Annotated in this window: 28 protein-coding genes, 1 tRNA gene, 1 pseudogene and 1 other annotated feature; of the genes and pseudogenes, 11 read left to right on the top strand and 19 right to left on the bottom strand. The window is 45.5% G+C overall.

Annotated features, from left to right (window positions below):
• Positions 1-280 precede the first annotated feature (280 nt).
• The 3 genes from C7T91_RS39300 to C7T91_RS09070 all read right to left on the bottom strand — a co-directional run bounded on the left by C7T91_RS39300 (position 281) and on the right by C7T91_RS09070 (position 2,573).
• Complete coding sequence (locus tag C7T91_RS39300; RefSeq protein WP_161555821.1) at positions 281-505, bottom strand: DNA polymerase clamp loader subunit A; 225 nt, start codon at positions 503-505, stop codon at positions 281-283.
• A 1,509-nt stretch (positions 506-2,014) separates the two neighbouring features.
• Entirely contained in the window at positions 2,015-2,158 is a 144-nt protein-coding gene (locus C7T91_RS31505) for a hypothetical protein (RefSeq protein ID WP_201742040.1), read from the bottom strand.
• A 115-nt stretch (positions 2,159-2,273) separates the two neighbouring features.
• Positions 2,274-2,573 carry a hypothetical protein gene (locus C7T91_RS09070; protein ID WP_456237840.1) on the bottom strand — a complete coding sequence of 100 codons (300 nt, stop codon included), beginning with the start codon at positions 2,571-2,573 and terminating at the stop codon, positions 2,274-2,276.
• A gap of 324 nt (positions 2,574-2,897) precedes the next feature.
• Here C7T91_RS09070 and C7T91_RS32405 point away from each other — a divergent pair, with 324 nt between their 5' ends.
• Positions 2,898-3,104, top strand: coding sequence for a hypothetical protein (locus C7T91_RS32405; protein ID WP_161555819.1), 207 nt, complete (start codon positions 2,898-2,900; stop codon positions 3,102-3,104).
• A 15-nt stretch (positions 3,105-3,119) separates the two neighbouring features.
• Here the strand turns inward: C7T91_RS32405 and C7T91_RS33445 are convergent, their stop codons facing one another.
• Entirely contained in the window at positions 3,120-3,656 is a 537-nt protein-coding gene (locus C7T91_RS33445) for a hypothetical protein (RefSeq protein ID WP_201742039.1), read from the bottom strand.
• 213 nt (positions 3,657-3,869) lie between these two features.
• On the bottom strand, positions 3,870-4,274 hold the full coding sequence (locus C7T91_RS35250) for a hypothetical protein (protein ID WP_236638130.1): 405 nt from the start codon (positions 4,272-4,274) through the stop codon (positions 3,870-3,872).
• 295 nt (positions 4,275-4,569) lie between these two features.
• On the opposite strand from C7T91_RS35250, the gene C7T91_RS32400 reads away from it, so the two are divergent.
• Entirely contained in the window at positions 4,570-4,851 is a 282-nt protein-coding gene (locus tag C7T91_RS32400) for a hypothetical protein (RefSeq protein ID WP_161555818.1), read from the top strand.
• Positions 4,852-5,052: 201 nt separating this feature from the next.
• Here the strand turns inward: C7T91_RS32400 and C7T91_RS31500 are convergent, their stop codons facing one another.
• From C7T91_RS31500 to C7T91_RS38420, 3 genes are all read right to left on the bottom strand, one after another.
• On the bottom strand, positions 5,053-5,253 hold the full coding sequence (locus tag C7T91_RS31500; RefSeq protein ID WP_145962822.1) for a hypothetical protein: 201 nt from the start codon (positions 5,251-5,253) through the stop codon (positions 5,053-5,055).
• A gap of 283 nt (positions 5,254-5,536) precedes the next feature.
• Positions 5,537-5,668 carry a hypothetical protein gene (locus tag C7T91_RS37815; protein WP_269100795.1) on the bottom strand — a complete coding sequence of 44 codons (132 nt, stop codon included), beginning with the start codon at positions 5,666-5,668 and terminating at the stop codon, positions 5,537-5,539.
• Positions 5,669-7,535: 1,867 nt separating this feature from the next.
• Positions 7,536-8,015 carry a DotU family type IV/VI secretion system protein gene (locus C7T91_RS38420; protein ID WP_330848832.1) on the bottom strand — a complete coding sequence of 160 codons (480 nt, stop codon included), beginning with the start codon at positions 8,013-8,015 and terminating at the stop codon, positions 7,536-7,538.
• 735 nt (positions 8,016-8,750) lie between these two features.
• Here C7T91_RS38420 and C7T91_RS39295 point away from each other — a divergent pair.
• Entirely contained in the window at positions 8,751-8,996 is a 246-nt protein-coding gene (locus C7T91_RS39295) for a hypothetical protein (protein ID WP_201742038.1), read from the top strand.
• A 296-nt stretch (positions 8,997-9,292) separates the two neighbouring features.
• Here the strand turns inward: C7T91_RS39295 and C7T91_RS35225 are convergent, their stop codons facing one another.
• On the bottom strand, positions 9,293-9,520 hold the full coding sequence (locus C7T91_RS35225; RefSeq protein WP_456237841.1) for an ATPase, T2SS/T4P/T4SS family: 228 nt from the start codon (positions 9,518-9,520) through the stop codon (positions 9,293-9,295).
• Between the two features lie 68 nt (positions 9,521-9,588).
• On the opposite strand from C7T91_RS35225, the gene C7T91_RS09015 reads away from it, so the two are divergent.
• Complete coding sequence (locus tag C7T91_RS09015; protein ID WP_145962821.1) at positions 9,589-9,801, top strand: hypothetical protein; 213 nt, start codon at positions 9,589-9,591, stop codon at positions 9,799-9,801.
• A gap of 536 nt (positions 9,802-10,337) precedes the next feature.
• Here C7T91_RS09015 and C7T91_RS37810 read toward each other — a convergent pair.
• The 5 genes from C7T91_RS37810 to C7T91_RS33425 form a co-directional block, all read right to left on the bottom strand.
• The gene (locus C7T91_RS37810; protein ID WP_201742037.1) at positions 10,338-10,547 is read right to left on the bottom strand and encodes a hypothetical protein; all 210 of its coding nucleotides are present in this window, start codon (positions 10,545-10,547) and stop codon (positions 10,338-10,340) included.
• Between the two features lie 987 nt (positions 10,548-11,534).
• Positions 11,535-11,894, bottom strand: coding sequence for a hypothetical protein (locus C7T91_RS33430; RefSeq protein WP_201742036.1), 360 nt, complete (start codon positions 11,892-11,894; stop codon positions 11,535-11,537).
• A 181-nt stretch (positions 11,895-12,075) separates the two neighbouring features.
• Positions 12,076-12,180 (top strand) — a sequence feature (16S ribosomal RNA rRNA prediction is too short).
• A gap of 299 nt (positions 12,181-12,479) precedes the next feature.
• Positions 12,480-12,785 carry a hypothetical protein gene (locus C7T91_RS09000; RefSeq protein WP_108258946.1) on the bottom strand — a complete coding sequence of 102 codons (306 nt, stop codon included), beginning with the start codon at positions 12,783-12,785 and terminating at the stop codon, positions 12,480-12,482.
• Between the two features lie 33 nt (positions 12,786-12,818).
• Entirely contained in the window at positions 12,819-13,055 is a 237-nt protein-coding gene (locus tag C7T91_RS37805) for a histidine kinase dimerization/phospho-acceptor domain-containing protein (RefSeq protein ID WP_330848833.1), read from the bottom strand.
• 902 nt (positions 13,056-13,957) lie between these two features.
• Positions 13,958-14,446 (bottom strand): M2 family metallopeptidase, encoded by a 489-nt coding sequence (locus tag C7T91_RS33425; RefSeq protein ID WP_236638124.1) that lies wholly within the window; start codon positions 14,444-14,446, stop codon positions 13,958-13,960.
• 124 nt (positions 14,447-14,570) lie between these two features.
• Between C7T91_RS33425 and C7T91_RS08985 the strand changes: the two genes are divergently transcribed.
• Both C7T91_RS08985 and C7T91_RS39290 read left to right on the top strand, forming a co-directional pair.
• Positions 14,571-14,759, top strand: a complete 189-nt coding sequence (locus C7T91_RS08985; RefSeq protein ID WP_456237839.1) for a hypothetical protein — start codon at positions 14,571-14,573, stop codon at positions 14,757-14,759.
• A 729-nt stretch (positions 14,760-15,488) separates the two neighbouring features.
• Entirely contained in the window at positions 15,489-15,692 is a 204-nt protein-coding gene (locus C7T91_RS39290; RefSeq protein ID WP_407943282.1) for a PAC2 family protein, read from the top strand.
• Between the two features lie 318 nt (positions 15,693-16,010).
• On the opposite strand, the gene C7T91_RS08975 is transcribed toward C7T91_RS39290, so the two are convergent.
• The 3 genes from C7T91_RS08975 to C7T91_RS08965 all read right to left on the bottom strand — a co-directional run bounded on the left by C7T91_RS08975 (position 16,011) and on the right by C7T91_RS08965 (position 17,305).
• Positions 16,011-16,097: transfer RNA gene (locus C7T91_RS08975), tRNA-Leu, on the bottom strand.
• Positions 16,076-16,387: a glycoside hydrolase family 125 protein gene (locus C7T91_RS39285; RefSeq protein WP_201742043.1), complete on the bottom strand. Its 312-nt coding sequence runs from the start codon at positions 16,385-16,387 to the stop codon at positions 16,076-16,078. Before C7T91_RS39285 ends, C7T91_RS08975 begins: the two co-directional genes overlap by 22 nt.
• A 285-nt stretch (positions 16,388-16,672) precedes the next feature.
• Positions 16,673-17,305, bottom strand: coding sequence for an acyl-CoA-binding protein (locus tag C7T91_RS08965; RefSeq protein WP_108258945.1), 633 nt, complete (start codon positions 17,303-17,305; stop codon positions 16,673-16,675).
• Between C7T91_RS08965 and C7T91_RS39280 the strand changes: the two genes are divergently transcribed.
• The 3 genes from C7T91_RS39280 to C7T91_RS31485 all read left to right on the top strand — a co-directional run bounded on the left by C7T91_RS39280 (position 17,305) and on the right by C7T91_RS31485 (position 19,010).
• The gene (locus tag C7T91_RS39280; RefSeq protein WP_108258944.1) at positions 17,305-17,415 is read left to right on the top strand and encodes a hypothetical protein; all 111 of its coding nucleotides are present in this window, start codon (positions 17,305-17,307) and stop codon (positions 17,413-17,415) included. The genes C7T91_RS08965 and C7T91_RS39280 overlap by 1 nt on opposite strands.
• A gap of 683 nt (positions 17,416-18,098) precedes the next feature.
• Positions 18,099-18,227, top strand: coding sequence for a hypothetical protein (locus C7T91_RS37800; RefSeq protein WP_269100792.1), 129 nt, complete (start codon positions 18,099-18,101; stop codon positions 18,225-18,227).
• Positions 18,228-18,809: 582 nt separating this feature from the next.
• Positions 18,810-19,010, top strand: a complete 201-nt coding sequence (locus C7T91_RS31485) for a hypothetical protein (RefSeq protein WP_145962819.1) — start codon at positions 18,810-18,812, stop codon at positions 19,008-19,010.
• A 3,968-nt stretch (positions 19,011-22,978) separates the two neighbouring features.
• Here the strand turns inward: C7T91_RS31485 and C7T91_RS08950 are convergent.
• On the bottom strand, positions 22,979-23,317 hold the full coding sequence (locus C7T91_RS08950) for a gag-polypeptide of LTR copia-type domain-containing protein (RefSeq protein ID WP_108258942.1): 339 nt from the start codon (positions 23,315-23,317) through the stop codon (positions 22,979-22,981).
• Positions 23,318-23,411: 94 nt separating this feature from the next.
• On the opposite strand from C7T91_RS08950, the gene C7T91_RS32390 reads away from it, so the two are divergent.
• Both C7T91_RS32390 and C7T91_RS40355 read left to right on the top strand, forming a co-directional pair.
• Positions 23,412-23,609, top strand: coding sequence for a hypothetical protein (locus tag C7T91_RS32390; protein ID WP_161555815.1), 198 nt, complete (start codon positions 23,412-23,414; stop codon positions 23,607-23,609).
• 1,329 nt (positions 23,610-24,938) lie between these two features.
• Complete coding sequence (locus C7T91_RS40355) at positions 24,939-25,478, top strand: hypothetical protein (RefSeq protein ID WP_330848831.1); 540 nt, start codon at positions 24,939-24,941, stop codon at positions 25,476-25,478.
• Between the two features lie 528 nt (positions 25,479-26,006).
• Here C7T91_RS40355 and C7T91_RS08935 read toward each other — a convergent pair.
• Positions 26,007-26,141: pseudogene (locus tag C7T91_RS08935) on the bottom strand (DUF294 nucleotidyltransferase-like domain-containing protein); the annotation flags it as partial.
• Positions 26,142-26,531: the final 390 nt, after the last annotated feature.

Raw genomic sequence — 26,531 nt, 5'->3', positions numbered from 1 at the left:
TCAAAAGTATTTCGCCAAGGCATATATTGGCCAACCGTACTCAAAGTATATTGAATTAATTAGAATAGAACAATTACACAACAAAAGAGAAAAGAAGGTATTTGTTGGCAGTAGATGGGTTTTACTAAATCAAAATTGTGGTTCTTTAGTGATTTATTTTAGATTTGAAATTCTTATAATTTTGACTCATTCTAAGTATCAATAGTACGCCAATCAGCACCGCAGCTTAGCAACATCTCTACTAATATCCTACGATGCAATGCCATGCATATATGTGCTATCACCCGCATACGACTACAGTAACCATGGTTGTACCATCTAGTGATTTGGTGTGTAGAAATGAGTGTATAGCAGTTTTTCTATTATAGCAAAACTTTTCCATGATGTAAACAATTATTTGCTCAAAATCATGTTTTTCTTCTTTTGCCCATTTTGCAAATCGTTTGCGTTTTGGAATCGAATAAAATAAAAAATCATAGTGTGCTTGAGGGTCACTTATTAGCACCTCCTCTCTATTCAATTATTATATTTAAATCCTCCACAATCAAGATCTCTAATTCTATTGGGTGCATGCATTGCATTTGTTACGGTGATCCAAACTAGGAGGTGATCGTAATTGTTTCTTGGTCTTTGGGTTAAGGGTGGTTATCAGAAATGATTGACATGTTTTTTTCACTCGCCTACTACAATAGTGATGACCCCATCTTGCAAATAATTGAGGGACCAGGTTCTTGATTAGAGAGATTGTTTTTTTTATTCGCTTATTGAAAAATGAATATCTCTTTTATTCGTCCTTTATTATTTTATATTATATATACGATATTTATAGTGTTATGAAGTTAGTTATTTATGATATTAGTATATTTTTAGTATTATGAATAATAAATGATATTTAAAAGGAAAAATTTTTTGGTGTATAGAAAAAATAGAAGTTGATTGAGTTATTTATTTTGTCACTAGCTTCCCATGGTATCATGAATACAGCGCAAATAACCCCGTGAAATTAGCGTTCAAAAAATTGGAATTCAATATTTTTAAGCCGGCGGTGGTTTCACTGTTTTGGAACGTTTACCTTATGGTCCAGAGCAGTTTGGTTTATGAACCGCATTACTTTCCTATTTTAGTAAATTTATGCACCTAAAGTATGAACATATAAAGTTTACACATCTAAAGTTTATACACCTAAAGTTTAGAGACCCAAAGTTTATATATCTGATTCAAAATTAAATTTGAATTCAAATATTTTTATGCTGGCACGGCGCCATGGCGAGTCTCGCCACGGGCCCGTTCCGCACGGTTTTTGAGGCACCCGTGCCGCCGAAAGAACGGGACTCGCTCCCGACACCTCTCCCACGCGTGGTGGCCCTCCGGTAGGCCGTCCTCCCAGCAGACCAGCCGTTGTCGATCTGCGTGGTGGTGGTCGCGACGATGGCCGTGCCCAGCGCGCCGGGCGGATTCGTCAGCGTCACCGTCTGCGCAAGGGCGCGGTAGGTCGTGTGGCCGTCGTTGCTCTGCAGCGGGTAGCCGCCGGCCGGCAGTCGCTTGCCGTTAGCCCCAGGCGGATCGGGGCGCTGTGGAACTGTCAGGCACGTCTGAAGGCATGCCCCTAGGTTAGTAGGGTGCAGAACGACAGCCTCCCCCTCGACCTCAGCGCCACGTCCATCGACCTGACCCGCCAGCTCTGCGACATCGAGTCCGTCTTGAGCCGTCTCAGCGGCGGCCGTCAGGGGCCCAGGGTGATGTTGTCGAGGTTGATCGCCCCGGTGCCCCCTCCACACCAGATGACGACCGTGTGCAGCCCCGCGGTGAGGGTGACGGGCACCGACAGCGTCGCCCAGGAGTCCCACGTGCCTTGAGCGCGTCAAACGGCAGGCGACCATCGATTGGCACGAACGCCCGGCGCTCGGTCTTATGCTGATGCTTTGGTGCTTCCTTAAGGACCTCACTGACCGCGAGGTTCTGATCATGTGGGAGGGCTCGGCGATGGACCGAGCCACGTGATCGAGGCGCTGCTTTAGACGGCAGGTGCTGTGAAGGCGGGCGCACCCTTGCGGTGATGCACCGCCGACACGATCGACGTGGTGCCCCCGAACAGGAAGCTGATCCCCAGGATGAAGCCCGGCAGCGTCAACGCCGACCAGGGCAACGTCAGAGGCACATGCTGATCATGAGGACCGTGTCATTTGCGGTGTATGCTGGAAGCGAATCTACCGTTATTTTTACACCGGTTTTGATAAAGATCATGTGAAACGATTAAAAAAACAAGGGCTGTATCAGCGGAAAATGAAAGACAAAACGTGGTCCGAGAACGCCCGCAGATCGACGATCGGCTGGGACGCCGTGAAGGCCCGCCAAAAGAACAGCAGGCCGCTCGCCACGCATATCACCGCGCAGGCGAAGACCGCCTCGTCCTGCAACCAATCGTGGTTCGGCCCCTCTTCCAGGACGTATCCTTCAAGACGACTTTTCTGATACAGCTTCGACTCTAAAGCTTCATCCTTGCCAATCACATTCTCAAGATTTCTGAGCGATAAATACCCACCAATTTCGTTCATGTTCCTGAGCTGTCGCAACTCATGTCCCTTCTGTTTTAGGACGTCAAGTACTTCATGGAAAGCTTATAAAGTCTATTTTCAAATGGATCCGGTCTCATGTCTGTCGGGAAAATTAATCTCTCGGTTTGGAAAACCGGGAGGAGATCGCGCTAGGAGGAAATCGTGCTAGACCGTTTTCCACCCGTTGTCTACGTCGCGCTACGGCGCCGACCTGCGCACGCCGGTCGGGCCCATCCACTTCTCCTGCAGCGACATGGCGGGCAAGGGCTACCAGCACGTCGACGGAGCGATCCGCGTCGGCCGCGACACCGCCGCGGCGATCCTGGGCGCACTCCTCCCCGCGTGGACTTCGACGTCGACATCTACCTGGAGGATGCGCTGAACCTGATGCGTCGCGGCTTCCGCAAGGCCGAGGCCATCTACGGCGAAGGCTTCGGCGGGCACGACCTGTTCATCGCCGTGCGTGACGCCGTCGATCGCGAGCTTGCGCGCGTGAGTGGTCGGCAGGGGGGACGGTCGGCTGCACGTTGCCCGGAAACGCCTGCCTAAGTCCGAACTGTCTCATCACACGCTGCGGGCAGTGAGGCTCAACGAAAATGTCGAACACCATCGGCAGGATGGTGAGCCAGTAAGCCTGGTCGCGTATCGATAATTCAGGAAGACAGCTCCTTGCAAATAAACCGGGCCTGCAGCCTGATGCTCAGCTATTGAGCCATCGGCTATCGTCTTCATCATGTTTGACAATGTGTTGACTAGCACTCCTGACTGATAGATCAAAGCATGATGCACAGCGTTCCCGGATTTGGCTGCGGCAGCGGTTGAACCGCCTGCGCCGGTAGCGGCGCGGAGGCGGGAGGCACCATTGCGGGCGGCTTGGCCGGCACCAGCCTCGCCTCGAGCCGTGGCCGTGCATCCTCGATCAGCTTGCGGAACGCATCGAGCGTCCGAGTCCGGGATGTCGTAGTTCTGCGGGTTCTCGGCGAAGTCGTCGGGGTCGGCCTTCACCGCGGCGAGGTGCAGGGCGAGGTCGCCGACGACCTTGGACGACGGCGTCACCTTGGGGATGCGGCCCAGGATGCGGTTGGCCGCGGCGTCGTCCATGCCGCCGCGACCGCCGCTGACGGCCCCGCCGACGAGGCCGCCGCCATGCCCATCCGCAGTCCGACGGCGTGGGACGATGCGGCCTGATCCGATCCTCAATGGCCTCTCGGTCGACGTCGAGGAGTGGTTCCAGGTCGGGGCGTAGTTTCGCTGCCACCAGTGCGAAGCAAGGGATGCGCGCACGGTTTTTGGCAGTTTAAGGAGTCAGGAAAATCAAGCGAACGTGGCCCGGAGTGGAAGTTCGACGCCGATCCGGGGTCGACGTTCAACGCCAGTTGATACACAGAACTCGTGCTGGCCGCAGCACGGGCAGCGGCCGCCCCCACGCGGCGTCTCCCATTGTGGCGTGCCCTCGCGCTCGTTCTGCTTCTCATGGGCGCAGGCGTCGCCGTCGCATCGTCCTTTAGCCGCGACTCTTCGGATCATTATGCCTTCGAGCTCGTTGATGACGTCGTCGCCCGGCTCGATCGCGGCGACGGGGATGTCGGGCTTCGCCTTCAACGCGGCATAGAGCGGCGCGAAGTCGGTTTCGACGGTGGTGCGCAGCAGGTCTTCGAAGCTGGGGATGACGAAGTAATTCTGCTGGAAATCGTCACCACGTGGGAGCCCACCCGGCAATCGTGCCCCACATGGGAATTGGCCAGGAACGCGCAGTGGTCGCCGATCACCGTCTCCAGGCCGCCACCGGCGGTGCCCGGGTTCATGGTGACGCCCTCGCGGATGAGGCAATCCTCACCGATCGTCTGCCACCGATGGCGCTGGGCTGGACCGAAACCCTGATCGAGGGATCGGACGCAGTGGTCGTGACGGGGATCGCGACGGTGCCGGGGTTGCGGCGCCTGTCCCACCGGCTTGCCCGCCTCGACGACCTCCACGCCCCCGTCCCCCGTCGTCCCGTGGCTTTGAAGCGTCCTTGGATGGCACCACCCTCGTCCACCCCTTCCCGGGCGAAGTGATACAGCTCCTGCATCTGGATGATGTCGCCTTCCATCCCGGTAATCTCGGCAATGGAGGTGACCCGTCGCTTCCCATCGGCCATTCGTTCGTGCCACAAAATGCGTTATGCCGCCTTTTTCAACGCTTCCGGCGCAAGCGTCGCGGGCGGCTTCGATGCTGGGGTGCCCGCCTCGAGAAACGCGATCAGGCCGCGCTCCTCACGGCTGAGCCAGCGGCCGGCGCGCGGCAGACGCAGTGAATATTCCTACCTTATTGGCCTTGAAGCGTCCGTTTGGTTCACGTGCTGTAAACCTAGGGATAAACCCGTACTTAAAGTGACTCAGTGTTGCCTTGTGTATTACCAGACCGTTCTTAAAGTCTCTCAGGAAATACACCACAATCGCAGTATTCTCAATGCTTTTACACATAATTTGCATGAAAAGAATTGTGACTAACTATACTAATTTCTATCAGAATGTGACGACTGTTGAGCTTGTTGCGTGCCATACATCAAAATGGGAATTTTGGGGGAAGCAGTAGACAAGTTATTCTGCAGTGAGCTTGAGCCAACTTCATCGGCAGTAACCACTTTCAGCTTGTATTTCTGAAGAATTGTCCCTTGGCGGGTTTCCTTGAATGAGTTCATGAACTTGTCTTTCACGCTACTCATCATCTGTTCAAGCTCCTGCCTCTGTTCGGCCGTCAGTCACACGAAAAAAATCGTTAGTCTACTAGTGTTATTCCATTTTTAGTCTCTCTTGTTTACCACAAAATAAATTTAATTTAAATTTTAGCAATCATTATACCAAATTTTATAAAAGTAAGAGATAAATGCATTGACTGGGAGTAGATAAAGTATAGCCTATCTTGCACCAGGCAACTTCTGTCAAGCTCAGAGGATTATTTGAATGCTTAAACATGTAGTAGTATGATCATAACACCAATCAAAATGTGTCCAGATATAGTATAGAAATTACCATTTCCCACGCCTCCTGATATGATAAAGTTCCAGTCCAGCCGTTAATTCTCTTGCTCTTTTCCATTGCTTTCTTTCTTCCTGCCTGTTCATCGACCATCCATAACTCTTTCAATCACGGAAACAAAGGCAGAAGGGAGTTTGTTTAATTGTTAGTTTGAGGTCAAGTCATGATTGAAGTTTGAGCCTCTAATCGATCGGCTCGAGGAGACCGCTGCTCAGACTCACACGGTCACCCTCTTGAACGAGTCGGATGTTCCTCGTCACATTAAGCACCTGATGGCGACCTCGACCGCGGCACTGAAAGCCAGCGTTGCTCGCCGCGTCGAGTGATCGATCGATCCGTCTCAGACACACTCACGGATATATATTTATCGATCGATCACACAGTCTCTCGCTTTTAGCAGCAGCGAGCCAGCGACTTTTGGCCTCAAACGCAGGATTTGTTGCCATTTTTTTTTTGGGGTCAGAGGAGTCGAGTCATCCGTGTTCTCTCATAATCTAAATATTTTTAGTTAAAACCCCCAAATTTATAATGAACATAATAATAACAAGAGATCAAAGGGTTTATCAACCAACAGCTTCTAACAAAACATGTCTTGAACCATTACTACGATTCCAATGAGAGAGTGGTGGCGCTGCGGCAAGCGTTCCAGGCTTCTCAACCACAGCTTCGATTTCCACGAGTGTGATGGCAGCTGCCGCTGCCCTTTTGTGGTATTTCGCAGGAGCTCGGCTCGAAGGGGTCCTCAGGAATCGAAGAATCCGCGGGCTGCGGAGTTATATATGTTTAAATTCATTAGCATCTCTATAAATATGGACAATACTAGAAAGACTCACGTTATGAAACGGAGGAAGTAAGATTTATGCTTTTATTCACTACAGAAACAACTCCATAGTCGAACTAATGGTCAACATTAAAGCAATGAGTTCCACAATAATCCAACCATTCCATAGTGTCCAGGTGATAAGAGTATTCCCAAAGTCTAGAGTTGTAAAACCACCTAATGTTGCCTAATTAACCAGCGAAGCATCTACCTAAAATCATACTAGTGGTACCATGAGTAGAGTGTCCACTAGTGCGGCTCCAGAATTTTTTCTTGGGTGGTCTTATTCCACGTTCCAAAATTTTAAAACATCGAAAACTCAATGTACATATGCACAAATTGCTTAAATACCTTCCTAAAACTAGCATTTTAATTTAAAAATTACAAAATACAACATAAATAGTATTCCTATATCATAACCATATTTTCCATTTAAACTGTAACCGACACAGATGGTATCAGATAATAAATCACTTATCCCGTATCCTATCAATTTTATATTTCTAATTCATAGATTTTAAATCTAGTGAGGCAATTAGTCTTAAAAAGATAGTTCGCGAACCGGTCCTTAATTGTCATGAGCACGACTCTCAAAACCATGTGCTCACAACCCACCATTATCAAGTTTTAGTTGGCAAGTAATTAATTAACCAATCACGATTGACCATCGTGAGCTACCATTAAATATAACCATAAGTGATAGTTATATAAGAATACTACCTTTTAGAGCATGGGTGAAGTGCGCTATATTGTGATACCAACTACAGTGCCTCTCTTAGTAAGAGAAACATATTAGTATCCTAAACATCTACTTCAATTGTTTCATATTATAAGTCGTTGACTTTTTTATTAGTAGATATGAAATAAAAGATATGAAAAGTAAGATTGAGAAAGATTTTTTTTATTGGTTTTTATTAGTGTTAAAAAAGGTTATATTAATAAATTAGGGATTGAATATTATGTTGTTTAGTTATATAGGTTTTGAATGTTATGTGGTGGTTAGTTCACCGAGGACTACATCCGCCCCGACGATGCGGATTTCGCCGGGGGCTACCTTATTCAGAGCCTTGGCGTAGTCCCCGTGACCTTCGGCAACGCCGTCGCCCGGGGGCGCGGCCTGTGGGGCCAAGAGTTGCTCGACTATCTCGGCCGGTGGTGGATGCGAGATCGATGAAACGATGGTCGGGGGCCTGGAAGAACTGCTCTCCCTTGCCATCGTCCTTGAACGGTGCGCCATACGCGGAAGCCATGGCGGACTGGATGCCGGGGAAGGCACGCACCGATGCGATCCGTGCCGTCACGGTGCTCGGCGTCTATACGGGCTTGCACGACGAGATCTCGGTCCAGGATTTCGGGATCTCCAACGCGACCGTCGCGGACGGGCTGGCGGTGGGGCGGCCGTCGGGCTTCGTCGGCCGGGCCATGCAGCGCCTCGTGGATGGCTATCTGACGGTCATCGAGAACCCGGTGCACGCCCTCGAACCCCAGGAGCAGCACGAGGTCGATGAGCTTCAGCAGGGCGATATGGGTCCCCGGTTCGGCCTTCAGCCGGGCGAGGATCTCGAACACCTTCTCGCCACCCCAGGTCTCGTTGTGGAAGCGGTGCGGGCGCCTGCACATCCTCGAGGTGCAGCGTCTCATCCGGTTCATGCCGAAGGTCGTCATCGCCGTGGTGCCGGGATGGGCCGCGGGCGGCGGTCACTCGCTGCACGTCGTCTGCGACCTGACGATCGCCAGCGCGGAGCACGGGCGGTATCGTTGGTACCGGAGTACGTGCGATATAGAGGTAAAATAGACAGGGACAAGGATTTTTATACATATTCGGGGCCCTTAACTGGCAGTTAAAAGCCCTACTCCTACTGGTCGAAGCCGGTGTTGCTCTTATTCATTAGAATCACACAGGTGCGGCGGCCGCTCGGGCGCGTGGGCGCCTCCTCGTCTTTATGAATAACGACGTCGAGGCGTTTCGGCCCGATTGGCTCGTGGCCATGGCCCGCCATGCTCTTCGGCCGGAAATCGGCGCGGTCGGCGCCAAGCTTCTGGACGGGGAAGGTCTTGTGGCATCTTGAGTTTCTCATTTATCTCACAGCTCTCAAAGAACTAATCAGTATTTGACCTGAGTTTAGCATTACGGATTAGCTAACAAAGCGTGATAAACATGATTGCCACGACTGTCATGACAACCACCACCTCCATCTCTAGGTCAAATGCAAATGGCAACGCAATTGTCATTAGAGGAATTTCACTATCGGCAGAAAATGGAGAAGAGAGGCAGCACATTTGAGTATGGTGGTGGAAGTGACAGCAGAAGTGCTCCAGATGCCTGCTGTAACGTCGCAGGCAGCTGTGTAGGTCATGCTGGAGCTGCTCGCGCGGCACGCCCTGTTCGACATCGACGTGAAGGTCGCGGGCGACCTGCATGTCGATCAGCACCATTCCGCCGAGGATTGCGGCATCGCCCTGGGCCAGGCCTTCGCCAAGGCGCTGGGCGACAAGCGCGGGGTGAAGACGATCGACGGGTGGTTGATCGCCGCGATCAGCGCCTGGAGCTTCTCGCGCCGCACCGACCAGGGAGCGCCGGTCATCGAAGGGATGTCGTAGACGTGATACTGGATCGTCGCCTCGATCTCCGCGAGGCGCTCGGCCGGCGGGGTCGTTTTCTTTTTCTTCCTTTTGCTATGTTTTGTTTTTATCTCTTATCCATTGCAAATTGCAGATAGTGTTTGATTGGGGGAAAGCAGGAAGATAATGCGACCGCAGACAGCAACACATTTTGGTTTTGCACATCTTCTTCAGTAATGGGTTAGATTTGCTGGATAGTCCCGTTAGTTTTGATACTGCACCGATATTCATCTTTTACCTCGAAAGCCCAAATGCACTTGAGCGCGTAGCCGTTACTATGTTTTTACTACTTTTGCGGGTGGAATGCCAAATGCTTTTTTAAACGCAATGGTGCGCAGCACCACGCTCTCCCCGTGTGCGGTGGGCAGGGTCGAGACGCGGATGTCGACGTCCTGGCCCCGGTCGGGGGCCTTCATGCGCCCGTCCTGGGGCAGGCGCCGCTCGGCGATGTTGAGCCCAGCCTGGATCTTGATGCGGGTGGTCTTGAATTTTGTTTGTGATATTAAAGGAATGATTTATTTTTTTATTTATTTTAAGTTACGGAGGTGATAGTTTATAATTGTGGAGTTGGGTGTTTAGTGTTGTTATAAAAATAATGGAAAAATTGATATGTTTTTTAGATAAAGGTTGGTCGAAGCTGTCCGGCACGGCCGGCCCGGTGTCGTTGACCGCAGGCGCCGCTTATGCCCCCAAGCAGCAGGCGATCGGCAAATGGTACGACAACGGCGCCAGCGCGGCGCGTGGGGTCTACGATCATCCCGGCGCGAAGAGCGACAACCTGTGAATACAAAAAACATTGCAAAGTAAATGCAATTAGTTTCAGAAAAGAAAAGGTGAATTACATGAAAGGGTAAAATCAGTATAATATGCTTATTTGCAATGCATTACATATGTCAAGAATAGAAGAATGGAAAGCAAATTGCATTAACTGTATATATAGTTTCGTTGTTAATATATATTTCGATCTAAGTGATTTATACTGTCTCGGCATGGCGACCGATCTATCCTAATCACTTGATTTAAGTATATATCGATATAAGGATTATATATCGTTAATATCTATAGCTGATCTAGTAGATTTAGCCTTGTGGATAAGAGCATGCCTGAACCATAGGTTCACCCGAGCTGTGTCCTCGATGTCCATGTCGCCGTAATAATCGAACATTAGCACGCACGTGTCGAGAGGGGCTCCATCACGGAGTAGCAGCAGACGGTCGAGAAACTCCTTCTGTCGACGAGCGGGCGCATCCTGCTCAACACGGAGCAGTCGCTGGGTTACTACGATCCCAAGACGGGGGAGCTGGAGACGATCTAACCGTGTCAGAAGGATGTACCAGGAGGCAAATGATGGCAGTGGTGCATGGTACGATGGGAGGTTCTGTGCACGAGCCGGAAGGGGTAGTGGTGGGTGCGGGAGCGGATGGTGCCGATGACCTTCTCCGGCTCCGTCGTCGCGAAGATGAACTTCACGTGCTCCGGCGGCTCCTCGACGATCTTGAGCAGCGCGTTGAAGCCCTGCGGCGTCACCATGTGCTGGTGTCACGCCTGATGGCACGGTAAACATCAGGGCAGCGACGACACATGAAGAGGAACATGAAGTAGAGAAAAGAGAAGAGGCGTAGTGCGTAGAGTCGTTTCCTGGTAAAGAAAACATAAAGTAGAAAAAGTAGAAAATGACATGTCTTATTATTGTTATACGGTATAGCTAGGGTGAAATTCACCGTTGGAATTCGCTTGGATATTTTTTAAAAACATCATGAGTTGCAATTAGGAGTCTGACTTTGATCATGAGTTGCAATTAGGACTCCGACTTTCATCTCAAGTTAGCATGTCGGATGACCGAGCTGCGGCTGAAACCCGAGCCGCCATGCCGTCCATTGCGTCGCCGCCCAGATCGCCACCACGGCGATAGCGAAGACGACGGCAATCTGACCCCAAAGTATTCGGCCCCCGCGCATACAGGCTCCAATCGGCAAAAATGTGTTACTGCCAAGAATCTGAAAATATCAGAAGAAGAAAACCAAATTTTAGTTTTAAAGAAACAAAATTCTTAATATAAGTTACAAAGAGGAATAATAAGACTTACAGTTCTTAGCTTCTGTTGATCTCTAACAAGAAGTTGAAGAAAATGTTTACATTGAGGGTGTTTCGACCAACATTAAAACTTTGAAAGAGAAGCCAACAATCAAATCTATGCCATCGATTGACGTGGAATTTAATCTGTCGCACGACATTGTAAAACGTCTGAACACGATCGTATCAACGCTGAAACTTCCTTATGTATTTGTTTTAGAAAAGTGAAAATTTACGTTATTGAAAAAATAAAATTCGTAGTTGAATGTTTATAGTCGTTTATTTGTAATAGTTTAAATTAAAAATAATTGAAATGTTTTTTAGTAGGTAAATGTTTAAGTAAGTTTGGATATTTATGTAGCTGTTTTCCTGGGCAAGGTGTAATTGCTGTGGCATTTTCAGGGATCATGTGTGCTCATCGAGTTGCAGCTGATATTGGTAAGTTCAGGTTCCACTAACATCCCCCCTAAAATGAACTGAGTTTGAAGGATTGGAAGCTTTATTTATGTCGTCGCGCCCGCGGATACGCTGGTCGCCGCCCGAGCAGAACGCCCATCCGCCGTCCTTCGGGCTCGGCCCGTTGCCGGTCAGGAGCACCACACCGATCCGCGAATTCGTGCGGGCGTCTTCGAGCGCCGCGTACAGCTCGTCGACCGTGTCTCCGTCGTCCGCGTCGAGATCGAGCACATAATCGCGCGTGACCGCGGACGCGTTCGCCGCCTTGTCGTCGTAGAGTGGGCGGATGCCCGCGTAGCTCCACGTCACATCATCGGCCGAAACCCGCTGCGCGAAATAGCGATTCACGGTGTGATGGAAAGATTTAGGAAATATGACGAGGTTCTTGAACCTGGATGGCCCTGTGCCATGGGATAATTGGAACCTGTGCAGCTGGGCTACTGGTGAGCGCAAGATAAGGCATATGCAGCTATACATACATTGCGAGACAAAGACAAAGGTGTGGTCTAGTGGCGCACGGGTGCGTAACGCGTGGGAATCTGCCCTTTGGTTCGGAATAACAGTTGGAAACGACTGCTAATACCGGATGATGACGTTAAGTCCAAAGATTTATCGCCAGAGGATGAGCCCGCGTAGGATTAGCTAGTTGGTGTGGGATATAATTGAATTGTATGTTTAAAATAGGTGTATTTTATTGTATGATAATAATTTTTATTGATAAAGAGTTTTTGTATAGTAAAATAAATTATTAATAGGGTAAAGAGATAATTTATAGAATGGGAGAAAATTTTTGTAAATTGTGTGTGAAAAGCTATAATGTGCTTTGAAGGAGATTGATCTATTAACCACCCTATCGCTAGATTAAACCAAAATACCCATCCAAACATGCAAAAAAGAAAAATCAAACTTTGTCTTTTCCTACGCTCAAAGAATCTAATCACTGATAACCTTGTTCGAGACCAGCATCATGATATCCTCAACCTGAGCATGGCTTTGCATATTCAGCGCATTCTGTGAATCTGACGCGGCGATCAGTTGCAGACCCCATGCCCGGTAATCGGTATGAACACGGTAAACACGATCGGCGTTGGGATGTTGCTTGTCTGATGCTGGAGTTGTCGTTGTTGAAGAAGGAACTCGGTTTTCCGGGGGGATCTCAGTAAACTCGGAAAGAATTGCCCTGAATTCGTCACCGCCAATAGTTTCTTTCTCGAGAAGCACTTCAACGAGCTTATCCATGGCTTCACGATTGTAGAGAGTAACTCACATTCCTTAATCCTTCTTCTTGTTCAGAGCTCCTCTTGGAATCTTGCTTATGACCTTACGCAATACCTTCTCATCAAGTACTGCATATTGCTTTTTGATCTCCCTCATCGCCTTCTCCCCATAGGCATCTACTTTGTCCTCCTGAAGCTCGTCGACCAGCTCGGACGATAGCGACGCGAAATTGTTCACGAAGTTCAGCGGGTTCTTGATCTCGTGCGCGATGCCCGCCGTGAGCTGTCCCAGGGAGGCGAGCTTCTCGGACTGGATCAGCCGGTTCTGCGCTTTGTTAATGAGATAATGTGTTAGTTTATGAATGGAGTAGGAAGGGCGATTTTTGTTGGGGAAGTTAGGGAAGATTTGTGTAAGGATTTGAAGGATGTAAAGGAGTAAGTTATAAGGGGATAAGGGATTAGGGTGTTTTATTTAGAATAGTTTGTTTTTTTTAGAAGGTGGTTTTAGGTGGATGATTTTTAGTTTGAATTTAGTGTTATTAGGTATGTGTGTGTTTATATATTGTTATTTTAAGTTGTGGATAAATAGAACGGATATTTTTTTATTAAAATAAATATATAAGTAAAATATTTTGTTCATCGCCGGTGTGGAAGAGTGGAGCAACAAGAAGCCTCCCATGCCTATGTTGGTTTATTTTAACGCAGATGATCTAAGGAAACAAGCTGAAGCTTCCACAAAGAGATTTCAGCAAGGTTTTCCCTTCTCTAAAATCATGATATTTTTGTCGATTTTCGTTCGGGATTAAAAAATTATTAAATAATGCATTTCTAGAAATTATATTAAAAGTTAAAGCAATTTAATCAAGTGAATCTATGAGGGAATTAAAAATTTACTTTAAAAATCATGGCTAGAAATATTTTTGTAATATTTTTTGTAGCCATTCTCATTCCTCCTTCTTCCTGCGGCTGAAAGCCGGTTGCCGCAGCAACCGGGTCTGCCTCTCCGGCGAGGAGCGGGATGGGGAGGGAGGAGGAAAATCGATGGCCTGGTGCGGGCAGGCCGCGCTAGCGCGGCCGACGCCCCTTCTGCTACTCTCAGTCAACAGTCAAGATCCAATATCCGGAGATTAATTAGTAAGACTAACCAATCAACACGTGCAATCTTGAGCTGTAAAGTAAAGCCTAGCTAGCTGATTAGGTGCTAATCTCCTGTCCAGATGCCCAGCTATGACCCTTCCGCGCATAATCCTGGCGCTGCGGCGCGCCGACATTGTCGTGCCAGCTGGTCCACATCTCCTTCAGCTTCGCGGGATCGCGCGTCGTGCCCATCGCGGCCTCTATGTCGGAGCCGTTGATCGGCTGGCCGGCGAGCATGCCCTTGCCCTTCAGCGACTCCATGCCGTAGTCGGCCTGCGACACCTGGGTAGCGTTGAAGGTGTTGGTTTCCAGGATGTCGGCGCCGGCATCCAGGTAGGCCTTCTCGATCTCGGCGATGACCTTCGGCTGGGTCAGCAGCAGCAGGTCGTTGTTGCCCTTCACCGTCGCGCCCGCCTTCGTGAACGCGGGGATCGCCTCGGCAAAGGCATGCGCCTCGGCGTTGCAGCCGCCGGTGAACGCCGCCGGGAAGAAATAGAGCACGACCGGCCCCTTCTTCAGCGCCTCGGCGAGGTGGACGGGGATCACCTTTCCGGCATCCATCGCGCCGCAAGTCGAAACGCGCTGCTCTCTGCGGCACGGTGGATGGCGGAACAAGCCCGGCATGACGTTGATAGGTGACGCGTGCGTAACCCCGGCGTATCACATTTCCATGACCCTGCGCCCGTTCCATCTCGCCTTCAAGGGCGAGTACACCGGCCTGCTGTCCAAGGCGATGACGGCCCCGGACGGCAAAATCCGGATTCCGCTCAATGAGGAAGCCAAGGGTGGCGGCCAGATTGAGGAGTTCCTCATGGCCTATAACGGTGAGGGCATCCAGCACATCGCCTTCTTCTCTTGAAAAATGAGAAGCCAGTTGCCTTAAGAGATCATGCATCTTGCATGATTTGTTGTCAACATAAGAACCATCTGGTTGCAGCAAGTTCCGATGGATCAGCTCATAATAATATCTCTCTGCTGTGTCTTCTAGTAATTGGCCTTCAACCCAATCAAATTAACATTCCGTATTAACCATCACAAATCCACCCCTTATCAACTTAATCCCACACACATCTCCTCAAATCATACATAATCTTCAAATAAACACAATAATAAAATCATAATTACACCTAACATAACACAACTATCCTTATGCAACCAAGTGAGCATACCTCAATTGGTTGGATTTATTGTGGTGGAATCTGTTCGCCTGGGTTTAAATTCTTGGTACAGATGCTCGCATTTACAACTAATTATTTTTTCAGTGGTAAGCGATATAACTATCAATAGTGAAATGTCCTTGCTCGCGTCAACGGTGACAAGCGAAACTGGCACCCGATGACCAATTGGGGCGTCTGGCCGATGGATGCCAAGCAGCTGGTTTGGTATCGCGCGGCGATACGACCGGCCACCGATGGCGAGATCATCGCGCAGAAGGCGAGCGTCGAACTTCATTAAATTTGACCAAGTTTTTAGAAAAATATACCAACATACAAAAGTTACATATTGCAAAATATATTTAATGTCAAATTTAATGAAACTAATTTCATATTATAGATTTTACTAATTTTTTCAATAAACTTGATCAAACATAAATAACTTCATCCTGCTCGACTACCGCGCGCGCCGGCCGATCATCTACTTCGACCAGGACCACCTGGCCGACTACCAGCCGGCGACGCTCAAGCTGTACCTCGCCTACGACGAGCTGCGCCAGCCGTTCCTGCTGCTGTCGGGATTCGAGCCCGACTTCCTTATATATTTTGAGACAAAGGGAGCATACATTTCACGCTAACAGCCAGTAGGCCTGCTTGGTTTAGAGATGCGGCTTATACTTTTAATTTTACAAATTAATTTAAAAAATAAATTTATATATCGTTATTCATCACTCAGTCTTGACTTCACTGAACCCCAGGCGCCATTAAATGCTGACAAATACTGACCATCGAATTCTCAGCGTTAAATTGGCTTTCCAATGAGGTGATTTTTTTACTTAGTTGCTCCACAGCTTGCTCATTCGCTGTTTTATTCGAATAGACAAGATAGCTACTTCAGGCGGAGATGGCCCGCTTCGTGGCGACCGTCAGGGCCGCTTAGGGGCCGATGCGGTGATTGGTGCGGACGGCGGGACTCGAACCCGCACGGCCTTTCGGCCGCAAGATTTTAAGTCTCGTGCGTCTACCGGTTCCGCCACGTCCGCTTATACTTCCTTTCTTCTTGAAGCTCATCTCTCTGCTTCCTCAAGTCATTGTAGTCATTGTGTTTCTTTGCTAGTGCAGACTCTAATTTGCTTGATTCACTTTTCCGGGACTCAATGTAGCTATTCAAGTTATTGATTTCATCTTTAAGCTTGACGCCCGGCTTCATCACCGTCTCGTCCTTCAGCGCCCAGGGTAGATTGGTCGGCGCGGCCGGATCCTGCATGAAAGCGTTGGCGTAGGGATCGATCAGGATCGAGCGCGCCTGCCGCGCGATCAGACCGCGAAACAGATCGGCGAGCTTTTATAGGCAGTGGTGGCCTTTTCGTTTCACACCCTGACTAAGGAAACAATTTACGAAACGCTCCTTGGATTTTACTACTACTCTACCTGGAAATGAAATGCAGAAATGGCAGCTCAGTTCGTCCTCACGCGCTATTTTCAATGCTAGCTTTTAACTGATTCATCAGGCACATTATATAATGCTGAAAGAACCCCATTCCTTGCCCGACAATGATAACACCGAAAACTATATTTATGCAATACATCTTAGTCATGGCTGACAGTGTGGCATCCTTCAACAAAGCAATTTGCTTAAATGCTTCAAGAGTTGCTTGACCTTAGTGATATAGTCATTCATGGCTTCTTCCGATGATTTCCCTTCAACAGCCTTCCAAGCATCCCACTTGGCTCTCTCCTTCATGCTGAACATTCCAGGACGACTGGTGTCCACAGGCCCAAACTTGGCTTGCTTTGAAATGGACAAATTCCTTCTCTTAGGAACACATACAAGAAAAAGGATAATGGTAGCCCTCCCATTAACTACTTCATTTTCATTTATGAATTTCATAGTAATAGAAATCCATGTCCTACCGAGACAGAATTTCGAACTTGCTATCCTCTTGGAGCGAGATATTTTAGCGAGGATAGGAGAGCGCCTTATCATATCCTCATCTCTCTCTCTCGCACATCTCTTTCTCCCTCTCCTATCTCTCGCACATGTGCCTGCCTCCTTCTCCCTCTCTGTCTTCCACTCCTCCTCCCCCTTCCTCTTCGCGGCCTTGGCCTCGGCGGCGCGGACGCGTTCGATCTCGGCGAGATAGCGCTTCGAATAGACCTCGTTCTGGTAGTTGGTCAGAAATTCGGCTCGGAAGGCGATGCTCTCCTCGAGCGTCCGCCGGACCGGCGCCGCGCCCGAACTCTTAGGCAATGAGCACAACACCGTTCCAAACCGTGGTTGAGAACTTTTACATGACAAACTCGATCACAAGAGCATCAAAGATCATGGCGCAGTGCAGTGCCGTGCTCTTGAAAAAGTGAGAGCTTTAACTTGGGTTTTCACATTTTCTCTCTTATTGATGAGGCTGGCGCAAGCACCCGTGCCCGCGAGCCTTGATGGCATGGAAGATCGCGTGCTGGCGCGGGTCGCCGCACGTCCAGCGGCGCGCGCCGGCTTAGGCGTTGGGGCAATGACGATCGCTGCGGCGCTCGTCATGGGCATCTTCGGCTAGACGGGTACGGGCATAGTCAAGGGAGTACACAAACAGAAGGGAAGAGGCACCAGCTGCTCCTCCAGATGCCAAGTTACCAGCAAACCACTTCCAGTAACCATCTCTGTCCTTCTTAAAGTTGAAAAGTCTTTTGAAGTAATCTTGGTTGAATGCACACACATGAACATATTGAAGATGACAGTCAACCCCACGACGTCGTCGATCATCGTTGCATGTGCTTCGATCATTCATCCAACATAACTACGTCCTCTACTCTCCTATGTGTGGTCATGCAAGATTCTCTGCAAGATCTTTATATGTGGAGAGAAGCTTTTATTCCATACAAACTTCAATACAACGGCAGTAAAAGAACTTGTCGTATTTGCTCTCCAGAGGAGGAACATCAAGTATTGTGATATTTATGTAACATGGTACAGAAAAGTTCTGAAAGGAGATGAGATCTTACCTCGGCAGCCGCCTCCTCGGCGCGACCACCCAGCGGAGCTGACCGACGTGAACGACCTCATGCAGCTGGCGGCGGACCCGTCCGCCTGGGCGGCGCTCGCCACCCTCGTCGTGATGGAGGTGGTGCTCGGCGTCGACAACCTGATCTTTTTTTTGTTCTACACATTTTTTTCTTGAGCGATTTCTGCTGATGAGTTTGTTTTCAGTTACTTCTGCTAGCGAGTCTGACTGTGACTTTCATTTGTTCTCTCTCGATTTAGGCTGCCAACAGAGGACCAAAGATCAAGCCATCAATTCTTACTCACAGTTTTAGTGGCTAATATGAAGAACTCTGAATATTTCGGATGATAAACAGTTAACTGAAAGCAGAATGCAGAGCAACAAACAGAGTGCCAAAAACAGAGTTTTTTTTTTGGCTGCGAACTAATTGCAGCATTTTCTGTGTTCTTAGGAGGTGGATTATATTGTCTGTCAGCTCTATGGGCAGTATCACCGAACGTTTTCTTACGATTCAAGTGAACAGAAAATGGAAGATCATTCTTCTTTTACTTCCTTTTACCATTGGAGTTCAGTCTACTGTTGCCATCAACATCTTTCTTATCTTATATTTTATAGAAATTCTACTACTACGAAACAAAAAAGAACCTTCAAATTCTTTTTTGAAATTAAACTAAGCGTGCTATTCTCAATCGAACTAAAGTCAAACTTTCTAGTGCTTATAAATTATTATATTTTGGTTTTATCCCATTTGCTTCTAAGATGTATAACAACTCTTGGATATTGTGTGAAATCAATAATATGGGTGTTTCTGTTGCTTCTGACATTTTCAATGATTTTGAATATGAAAACATTTTCAAAGTCGGCAAGAACAACAACACCGGTTCTCAAGAAATAGCATTCCAATATGGTACAGAAGAAGAACCCTCATGCATCCCACAACAACAAGAAAGTCAAGCCTGATGTCAAACCCAAGGCTGCAACCAATTTTAAGAAGAAAGGCAAGGGAAAGGCAAAGGGAGACTGCTTTGTGTGTGGCAAGTCTGGGCATTAGAGTTCGTGAAGACAAAACTGAAGCAGATTCGTATGACAAAATTGTCGAATCTCTGAATGCTGTTGATGACATCATTAAGAATATTTTTGAGAAATAAGATGGTTTGCAGGTGGTGTAATTTTGGTGTATAATACACAATTACATCATTAAGACACGCTGATATTCCCGAACTTAAAGGCGTAACCATAATTCCGGCTTTTAATCCGTCCGGCAATCCGATTTTCACTAAACTAACCGAAAGGAGCACGCTGGGCGAGGGGGATTACGTACTGCTTTGGAAGTCATACATCTTATCATTAGAAGAGTCATCTACAGGTAAAGCAAATACAAGACATGTACTCCTTGATGCCAAAATCCCAGAACCAGGTGCCTGATCTATAAATAAGTTGTTGTGATGAATTTCGGAAGTGGCAGGGCCTCAGAGGTAAAACAATGCTACTATAAAATTGATTTTTGGTTGAGAAAAATAATTGGTATTGTTAATATAATTGATATAGTTATTATATTTTTTATGGATTTATAAAAAAAAATTTAAAAAAGTAAGTAAGATATAATAGAAGTAAAAATAGGAGGTGAATAATTTTTTGTTTTTGGAATTCAATTTAACAACTCCTCAAAATATTAAACATAAAATTACCGCGTTATCAAAAATATATAAACCAAAACAACCCCATCTTAAATAAAAACTAAATAAAATAAACCTAAAACCTACTAAACTACATTCCCAAACAATTAAAACACTCTAATTTAAATTGTGTATTTGATAAAGGTTTAATATTTAGTATTTATAAAAAATTTATATAAATTTATAAGAAAAAAGTAAATTATTTTATTAAAAAGTGGGTAAAGGATATGAACAGATATTTTTTGAGAGACGATATATATGTTATTAATAATTATTTTTTTTTTAAGTTTATATTATTTAGAGGGTAGAATTATGTTATTATTTTTGGTTTTTTATGATAAAATATTTTGGGAGAAGTTATTATATAATATTTTTTTTGTTTTTAAGAAGTATTTTATAAATTAGTTTGATAAGTTAATAATTATTCAGATGAAGAGTTCTTGTTGCATCCAGCAACAGTCAGAAGGAATGACCGATCTGCTCAAAGTGTGGTGGGTATACCTTTTCACCGTTTAATGTGTATTATTCTAACACTGGCATCGACTTCAAATGGCGTGTACAGTGCTTATAATTCTTCGCTAGTGCTGTGGAAGTACTCACTGTCGATTTTGCTGGTTTGGCAACTTTGTCTTTCTCAAGGGATATATCAGATGCAGGATCAACATGCAGCGCCTCAAGAATACGGCCTGGCGATGGTCTGCAGGGAAATAAAATATTATAATTGCAGTATCCAAGCTAAGTCAGGCCTCAGAAATCAGAGCATAGAAAGAGGCTGGGTTGGCTACTAAAATGAAAGGATTTTGCTTCAAAATCCTTGCTAATTTGACAAGGATTGTATTCCTTAATTATTTCTCTATTTTTTATTACTTAATTAGATTGCGACTAATTTGCGAGACAAATCTTTTAAGCATAATTGCTCCGTGATTTGACAATGCGGTGCTACAGTAAATATTTGCTAATGACGGATTAATTAGGCTTAATAAATTCGTCTCGTGGTTAACTGACGGATTCTATAATCAGATTATTTTTTTTTTTTGGTTATAATTTATTTTTTTTTAATATTTAATTATTGTTTTATTATTATAATAGGTATTTTGTTTAAGTCGTGGGTATAGGTAAAATTCAGTAGATAAAAAATAATTATATTGGAATTTATTAAATGTAATGGAGATTAGGAATTCATCATGCTTCAGGAGGTTTTTTTTTTTGTTCTTCCTCAGAATGCAGCAGATACATACATATAGTATTGTTAATTATACAGTTTAATTCTATATGCTTTCGAAACAATGATCGATTTGCGTGTGCGCACTCAGAGAGATGATTGAAGGCAGTGGCGGGAACACCGTTTCTGCAAACATCAAAGCCGCGATACCGAGGTATCCGAGCTGCGCGATCAGGTCTTGGATCCAGCTGTCCATCGTTCACCAATTTAGACCGATGGCGCGGCCAGGGAATGGCCGCAGGATTGTGATTTTCATGCTATCTTGAATCCTCAATGTTATCAGCCAAGCACACTTACTGTTATACAGTAGTACAGAAACCCTAGTCGGTACTGGTTCTGCAACTGGCACCATAATTGCGGCTCTGATGAGTACACTTATTTGTGCCAAATCAGCACATATTTCATCAAGCACAGATCCAGAACGGGCTCCTTTCGCCTAGCAACGCTGGAAGGCGAAGAGTTCGACCACTCCTGGAACGCTGCTTCCCTCAAGCATTTCTATGTCTAAACGGGTGGCACCCAAATCGCCAACTTATAAAAATGTACATATTACAAGAAAGGACGTTTTCATGTCAAATAGACTCATGAACTTGGCTAGATAATTTATTGTGATGTAAAAAGATGTTTTTATAATTTCTTGCGATGTAAAAAATTATGTTTTTATGGAGTGCAATGTAATTTACTTTCATATGTGCAATATTCGGCAACCGAAGACGCGATGGTTTGGGAACCATCGCATCTGTTGCTAGAATCGCCGTGAGGCGAGAAGAGGTGTGGGGCACAACCAACCGTCATGTCCCTGAATTGGTTGCTGCTCTATCCAAATATATGGATGAGATCACCCAAATATTTTTTCATTAAAAAAAAGATCTACTTGTTTGCTAGTACTAGTTGCTACCGAAACATGTTAGGGAGCATTGCTCGACTAGAAAAAGCAGAGAATCCTGTGGAGGTTGATAGAAATACAGTATGTACTGTAGGAAAATTATTGTGAATATATTTAGGTTGATAGTACTTATTCTAAACATTCTACTATCTAGATGTTTATAGACTACTGGTACGAGATACGACACATTCTAACTATAAATCAGGATAGGGAATGTTCCACATCCTATATTAGATTTGTTTTTATGGGACAAAGGAGTAGTATTCTTTGTGTTGATGAGTGACGATTGGTGTGCGAGATTTTATCTGATGCCGACAGATCGAGTAGCTGGAGATGAGTAACCACTTGTAGAGAAGACAATGTTCCCTTGATGATTGTTCTCTGTGTTCTTCTGAATGTTTAGGAGCTCTGTATTGTATTATTTGTATTTTATAAAATAATGGTTTTTTTTTGATGTTTATTTTTTTTATGGGTGGTTTTTAATTAGTTTTAAATAGAATTTAACGTGGTTATGATATTTTATTTGTTAAAATAAGGGTAGTCGAGTGTTCGATTTGTTATTATTTTTTTTTTTTTTTTTTTTTTTTTTTTTTTGTAGAGATGAGGTTTTATTATATTGTTTAGTTTGGTTTTAAATTTTTGGGTTTAAGTAATTTTTTTATTTTAGTTTTTTAAGTGTTGGAATTATAGGTATGAGTTATTGTATTTGGTTATTGGAGGTTGTAGTGAGTCGAGATCGCGTTATTGAATTTTAATATGGGTAAAAGAGCGAGATTTTGTTTTAAATAAAATAAAATATATAATTATTTGAAATTTTTTTTTGATATATGATATTTAATTATTTTTATTTTGTAATATATTTATTAAGAAAAAATGTTTGGTTTTAGTAATTAGGGGATAGGAGAAAGGTATTTATTGAGATGAAGAAAGATTGAGAAAGTGAAAATGTGTGTGTGTGTGTGTTTGTGTTTATTAAGGATTTATTTGAGTGAAGTTTATTTTATTTTATTTTATTATTAAGATGATGTTTATTATAAATTTTGTTTGTTATAGTGAAAAGTACGTAGGTATGGAGTTTTTATTGTTAGGATAAATACGTATTATGTAGTATTGTTGAATTTTATATTGGTGGTTTTTGTGATTTTTATATTTGTGTTTTTTTATTCAGTCCATTGAGGATATATGCGATCAGTTCATCGCTATCCATGGACTTGCCTACTGTTGCTATCTCATCTGCAAACGATTTCATTTTACCAACATAATCAGAAACTGAAAGATTACCCTTCTTCATAGTGATGAGGGCCAGCCGCACGTTTGAGTTGACAAGTAGGAAGGAGTTACTGTCTATTTTCATCTGTAGTTCCTCTGCTGCTCTTTGAACATCCTTGAGAACGTTCCCTGGGCTTAGCTTCTCCATTTTCTCCACCTTTTCTCCAAACAACCTCAAGACTTTGGCTCCTTCGTTAGCGATGTTCCTTGTTATTGAGTTTTGATGGGATGGGGCAGTAGGTTCACCTTTTTCATTGTTTTATACGCATGTTCGAATGTGTTTGCTGAGTTTTGTTTGTGATTAGGTGGTGGACCATCAGATCATGCATGATACCAATCTTTCGTTCCTGGCCCTGTTTGCCGCCGCGCTGCTTGAGAATACGTACCTTGCGGTATTCGCGCATTTGCAGGCGCAGGCCGGCGGGGGCGTGGTTGTCGGCCGCGCCGCTGGCGCGGAACAGGACGGCCAGGGTATCGCTGTCAGCGGCGGCCAGTTAGAAAGTTGATTAGGTCATAAAAGTCAATTTATCATATGCTTCATTTTGAAGAAATTTAGTGCGAATTCGAGTAATTTCTGTAAAGCTCTGGCAAAATTCCTGCGTTTGGAAGTGCAAGAAAGAATATTGTGTGCCTCGCTAATCCAGTTGGGGAAGCCACACGTCCCGGAGAGACCGCGGCGACGCGACAGATGGTGATTCGGACGACCCGCGGGAGCGGTGAGAATTCATGTTTCACTCCTTCTGATGAAGAAGGAGTGGCGACCCACGCGAGCCGTTTCCGGGCGTGCGCCTAAGTTAGGCGGCGAGTTGGGTGAAGTAGTCAGCGTCGGTGGGGGAGGGTGCCCGCCAGGTTTGCTTGCTGGTGACGGATTCGCATGCTCCGAGCACGATGGCGAGGGCGACGTGTTGCGCTTTGGCGGGGGTCTGTTTGATGAGTGCGGCGAGTTAGTTTAATAAGAAATATTTAAAAAGTGTTTGTTTGTATTTTTTGTTTATTTTTTAATGGTGTTGTTTGTTTTTGTTTGTTGAAATTGTTTAAATTTTTTATAAATTTTGGATGTTATATTTTTGTTGGATGTATTAGTGGATGAAGAGTTACATCTATTTCCCATAACATTATTTCATAAAAAGCATATTGGTCATAGTAAGGATAAACAAGTGCGATGAAGTTACACTCAAAACTAAAGATCCATTCGGCGCATTTCATTATATGATTATCCCACACTAATATGATGTATCTCTTAGTTCGCAGTCTTCATGTTGAAAGAGGCAAACCTAGGTATTTTATTGGGAAGCACACCCTCATGACTGGTATTCCTTCCAGGAGCGAAGACACCTGGGTCCTCTATTATTGGAAAGCTGCAGGGAGGCTTTAACTAATTACTCCTTAATTAGTTCTAACGAAAGGCAAGCAAGCGACTAAGTTAGACCCACAAATGCAGGAACAACCAACAAGAGAAAACATCCAAAAGGCGCATCAACAATTAAAAACGTTAACAGCAGACTCACAATGTGATAGCAGCGCACAATGTAAAGTAGTGGCGGTTTCATAATTATAAGAGACCAAATATAGTCTTTCCTTAATTGATTACAGTAGTAAGGTTCTGATATCAATTGTAATTATTAAAACCTGTCTGGCTCTGCTGCAAATTATAATCCAAAACTGATTTTGAATTTTAGAAGTAAACTTAAAGGTTGTTTATGGATGGGAAGATTTAATGTTGTTAAGATGTTAATGTTATTCGTTATAATATGAAAGTTTGTTTTTTTTTAAAATTTGTATGTTGAAATTTAATTTTTAATTTGATGGTATTAAGAGGTGAGGGGTTTTGGGAGTTGATTAGGTTCACCGACCTCGAACTGCGCTATTCGGCGCCGAAGGGCGCACAGTTCGGGCTGGGCGTCAGTAACCTGTTCGACGTCTATCCGCGCGCGATCGTGCCGGCGAACAATTCGACGGGCGTGCTCGGCTACCCGTATTTCTCGCCGTTCGGGTTCACGGTTGGCGGCTACCTGACCGACCTCATGTCCTGGCACTGGCTGTTCCTGGTCAACGTCGTGCCGGGCATCCTCGTGACGGTCTCGACGGCGATCCTCGTCGACTTCGACAAGCCGAACCTCTCCCTCCTCGACAAGTTCGACTGGTTTGAACCTGTTCTACGGTCAGAAGCAGGCGCTGTTCGACGTCAGGATGGACATCCCCAAGCAGCGCGTGACCGCCTTCATCGGCCCGAGCGGCTGCGGCAAGTCGACCCTGCTGCGCACCTTCAACCGCATGAACGACCTGGTCGATGGTTCTTCTTGAGTTGTGTGGGGCATGGTTATGCCGGTGTGTGGCATAACTATGTTGGAGCCTGTCTTATTTTATTTGCTTAAGCAACTTGAACCCTAATGAACAAATTTAATATCAGTAATAAATTCAAGAATCATGGTAGTCGTGGGTGGTTGTTATAGTTAAGAAGAGATTAAAGAGATATGGTGAGTAAGTGTAATGTGGTATTTAATGGTATTTTAGAAAGGAAAAGATATTAGGTAAAAATTATAGAAATTTAAATAATTTGTGGATTTTAGTTAATAATAATGTATTAGTATTGGTTGGGTGAACAGGTGCGCCTGAGCAAAGTGTACCTGGCCACGGCTAATCTGCCTGATTTCATTACTATGACGGTGCTGCACGGCGACCTCAACCGAGCTTTGAGCCGCCCGGGCCTGCTGGCCATCAGTCGCAGCGAGGCAACTCGCCTGTTAGTTGTTGGATCCATGAAATGGCCACTATCAAAATTGCTAATTTATGGCTCCTTGAGCTCTGATGGTGAAAGCCATAGAGGCACTAAAAAAAATTCGAATGGGACATATAAAGGAGGGATTGGTGGTGGTTCTGGAGGGACAATCCTGTTAGCGCGTGAAGTAGCCGCGCCAGACCTTCAGCGGCTGGCGCCACTTGGGGTTGCTGGCCATGATGCCGCCCTTGCAGTAGGCGTAGCCGCAGGCGGCCAGGCCGTTGCTGACGAACTGCGCCAGTTCGGCGAAGTAGGCGTCGTGCTGTTTTTTTTATTTGGTTAAGAGAATTTTTTGTTATGGTTTTTATATTTAGGGTTAGTAATAATTTTGTTTAGGAAGTTAATTTTTAATATACGAGTGATATTAGAAGTTAATTTTTTGTTTTTTTTTTGATATTGAATGTATATAAAAGTGTTATCTACAAGATACTGAAGAAACACAATCCAATAGTTTCTAGTGTATAATAGACTATGGAAATGGTTCTCCTTATATATGACCTGAGTAACTAACAAGCAAGCCTAGTGTAGTTTCATCAGAATCTCACAGACTCATACTACTTAAGTGTTGCTAGGATTATTATTTTCATTAATATCGTTAAGAAATACCAATACTCAACTCGGGGAATGTTCTTGAGATGGAGGTCTGTCA

Origin of the sequence: Mangrovicoccus ximenensis (assembly GCF_003056725.1) — a bacterium.
In the GTDB taxonomy this organism is placed as follows: Bacteria; Pseudomonadota; Alphaproteobacteria; order Rhodobacterales; family Rhodobacteraceae; genus Mangrovicoccus; species Mangrovicoccus ximenensis.
This window is presented reverse-complemented; position numbering and strand designations above follow the sequence as displayed.

Coding starts and splice junctions, on each gene's coding strand:
- C7T91_RS33445 (WP_201742039.1), bottom strand. CDS start 3,656: ATGGACGACGCCGCGGCCAACCGCATCCTGGGCCGCATCCCCAAGGTG.
- C7T91_RS37815 (WP_269100795.1), bottom strand. CDS start 5,668: ATGGTCGATGAACAGGCAGGAAGAAAGAAAGCAATGGAAAAGAGCAAG.
- C7T91_RS38420 (WP_330848832.1), bottom strand. CDS start 8,015: ATGTGCAGGCGCCCGCACCGCTTCCACAACGAGACCTGGGGTGGCGAG.
- C7T91_RS39295 (WP_201742038.1), top strand. CDS start 8,751: ATGCTGGAGCTGCTCGCGCGGCACGCCCTGTTCGACATCGACGTGAAG.
- C7T91_RS37810 (WP_201742037.1), bottom strand. CDS start 10,547: ATGGTGACGCCGCAGGGCTTCAACGCGCTGCTCAAGATCGTCGAGGAG.
- C7T91_RS09000 (WP_108258946.1), bottom strand. CDS start 12,785: ATGGATAAGCTCGTTGAAGTGCTTCTCGAGAAAGAAACTATTGGCGGT.
- C7T91_RS08985 (WP_456237839.1), top strand. CDS start 14,571: ATGACCCTGCGCCCGTTCCATCTCGCCTTCAAGGGCGAGTACACCGGC.
- C7T91_RS39280 (WP_108258944.1), top strand. CDS start 17,305: ATGAGCACAACACCGTTCCAAACCGTGGTTGAGAACTTTTACATGACA.
- C7T91_RS31485 (WP_145962819.1), top strand. CDS start 18,810: ATGTATAACAACTCTTGGATATTGTGTGAAATCAATAATATGGGTGTT.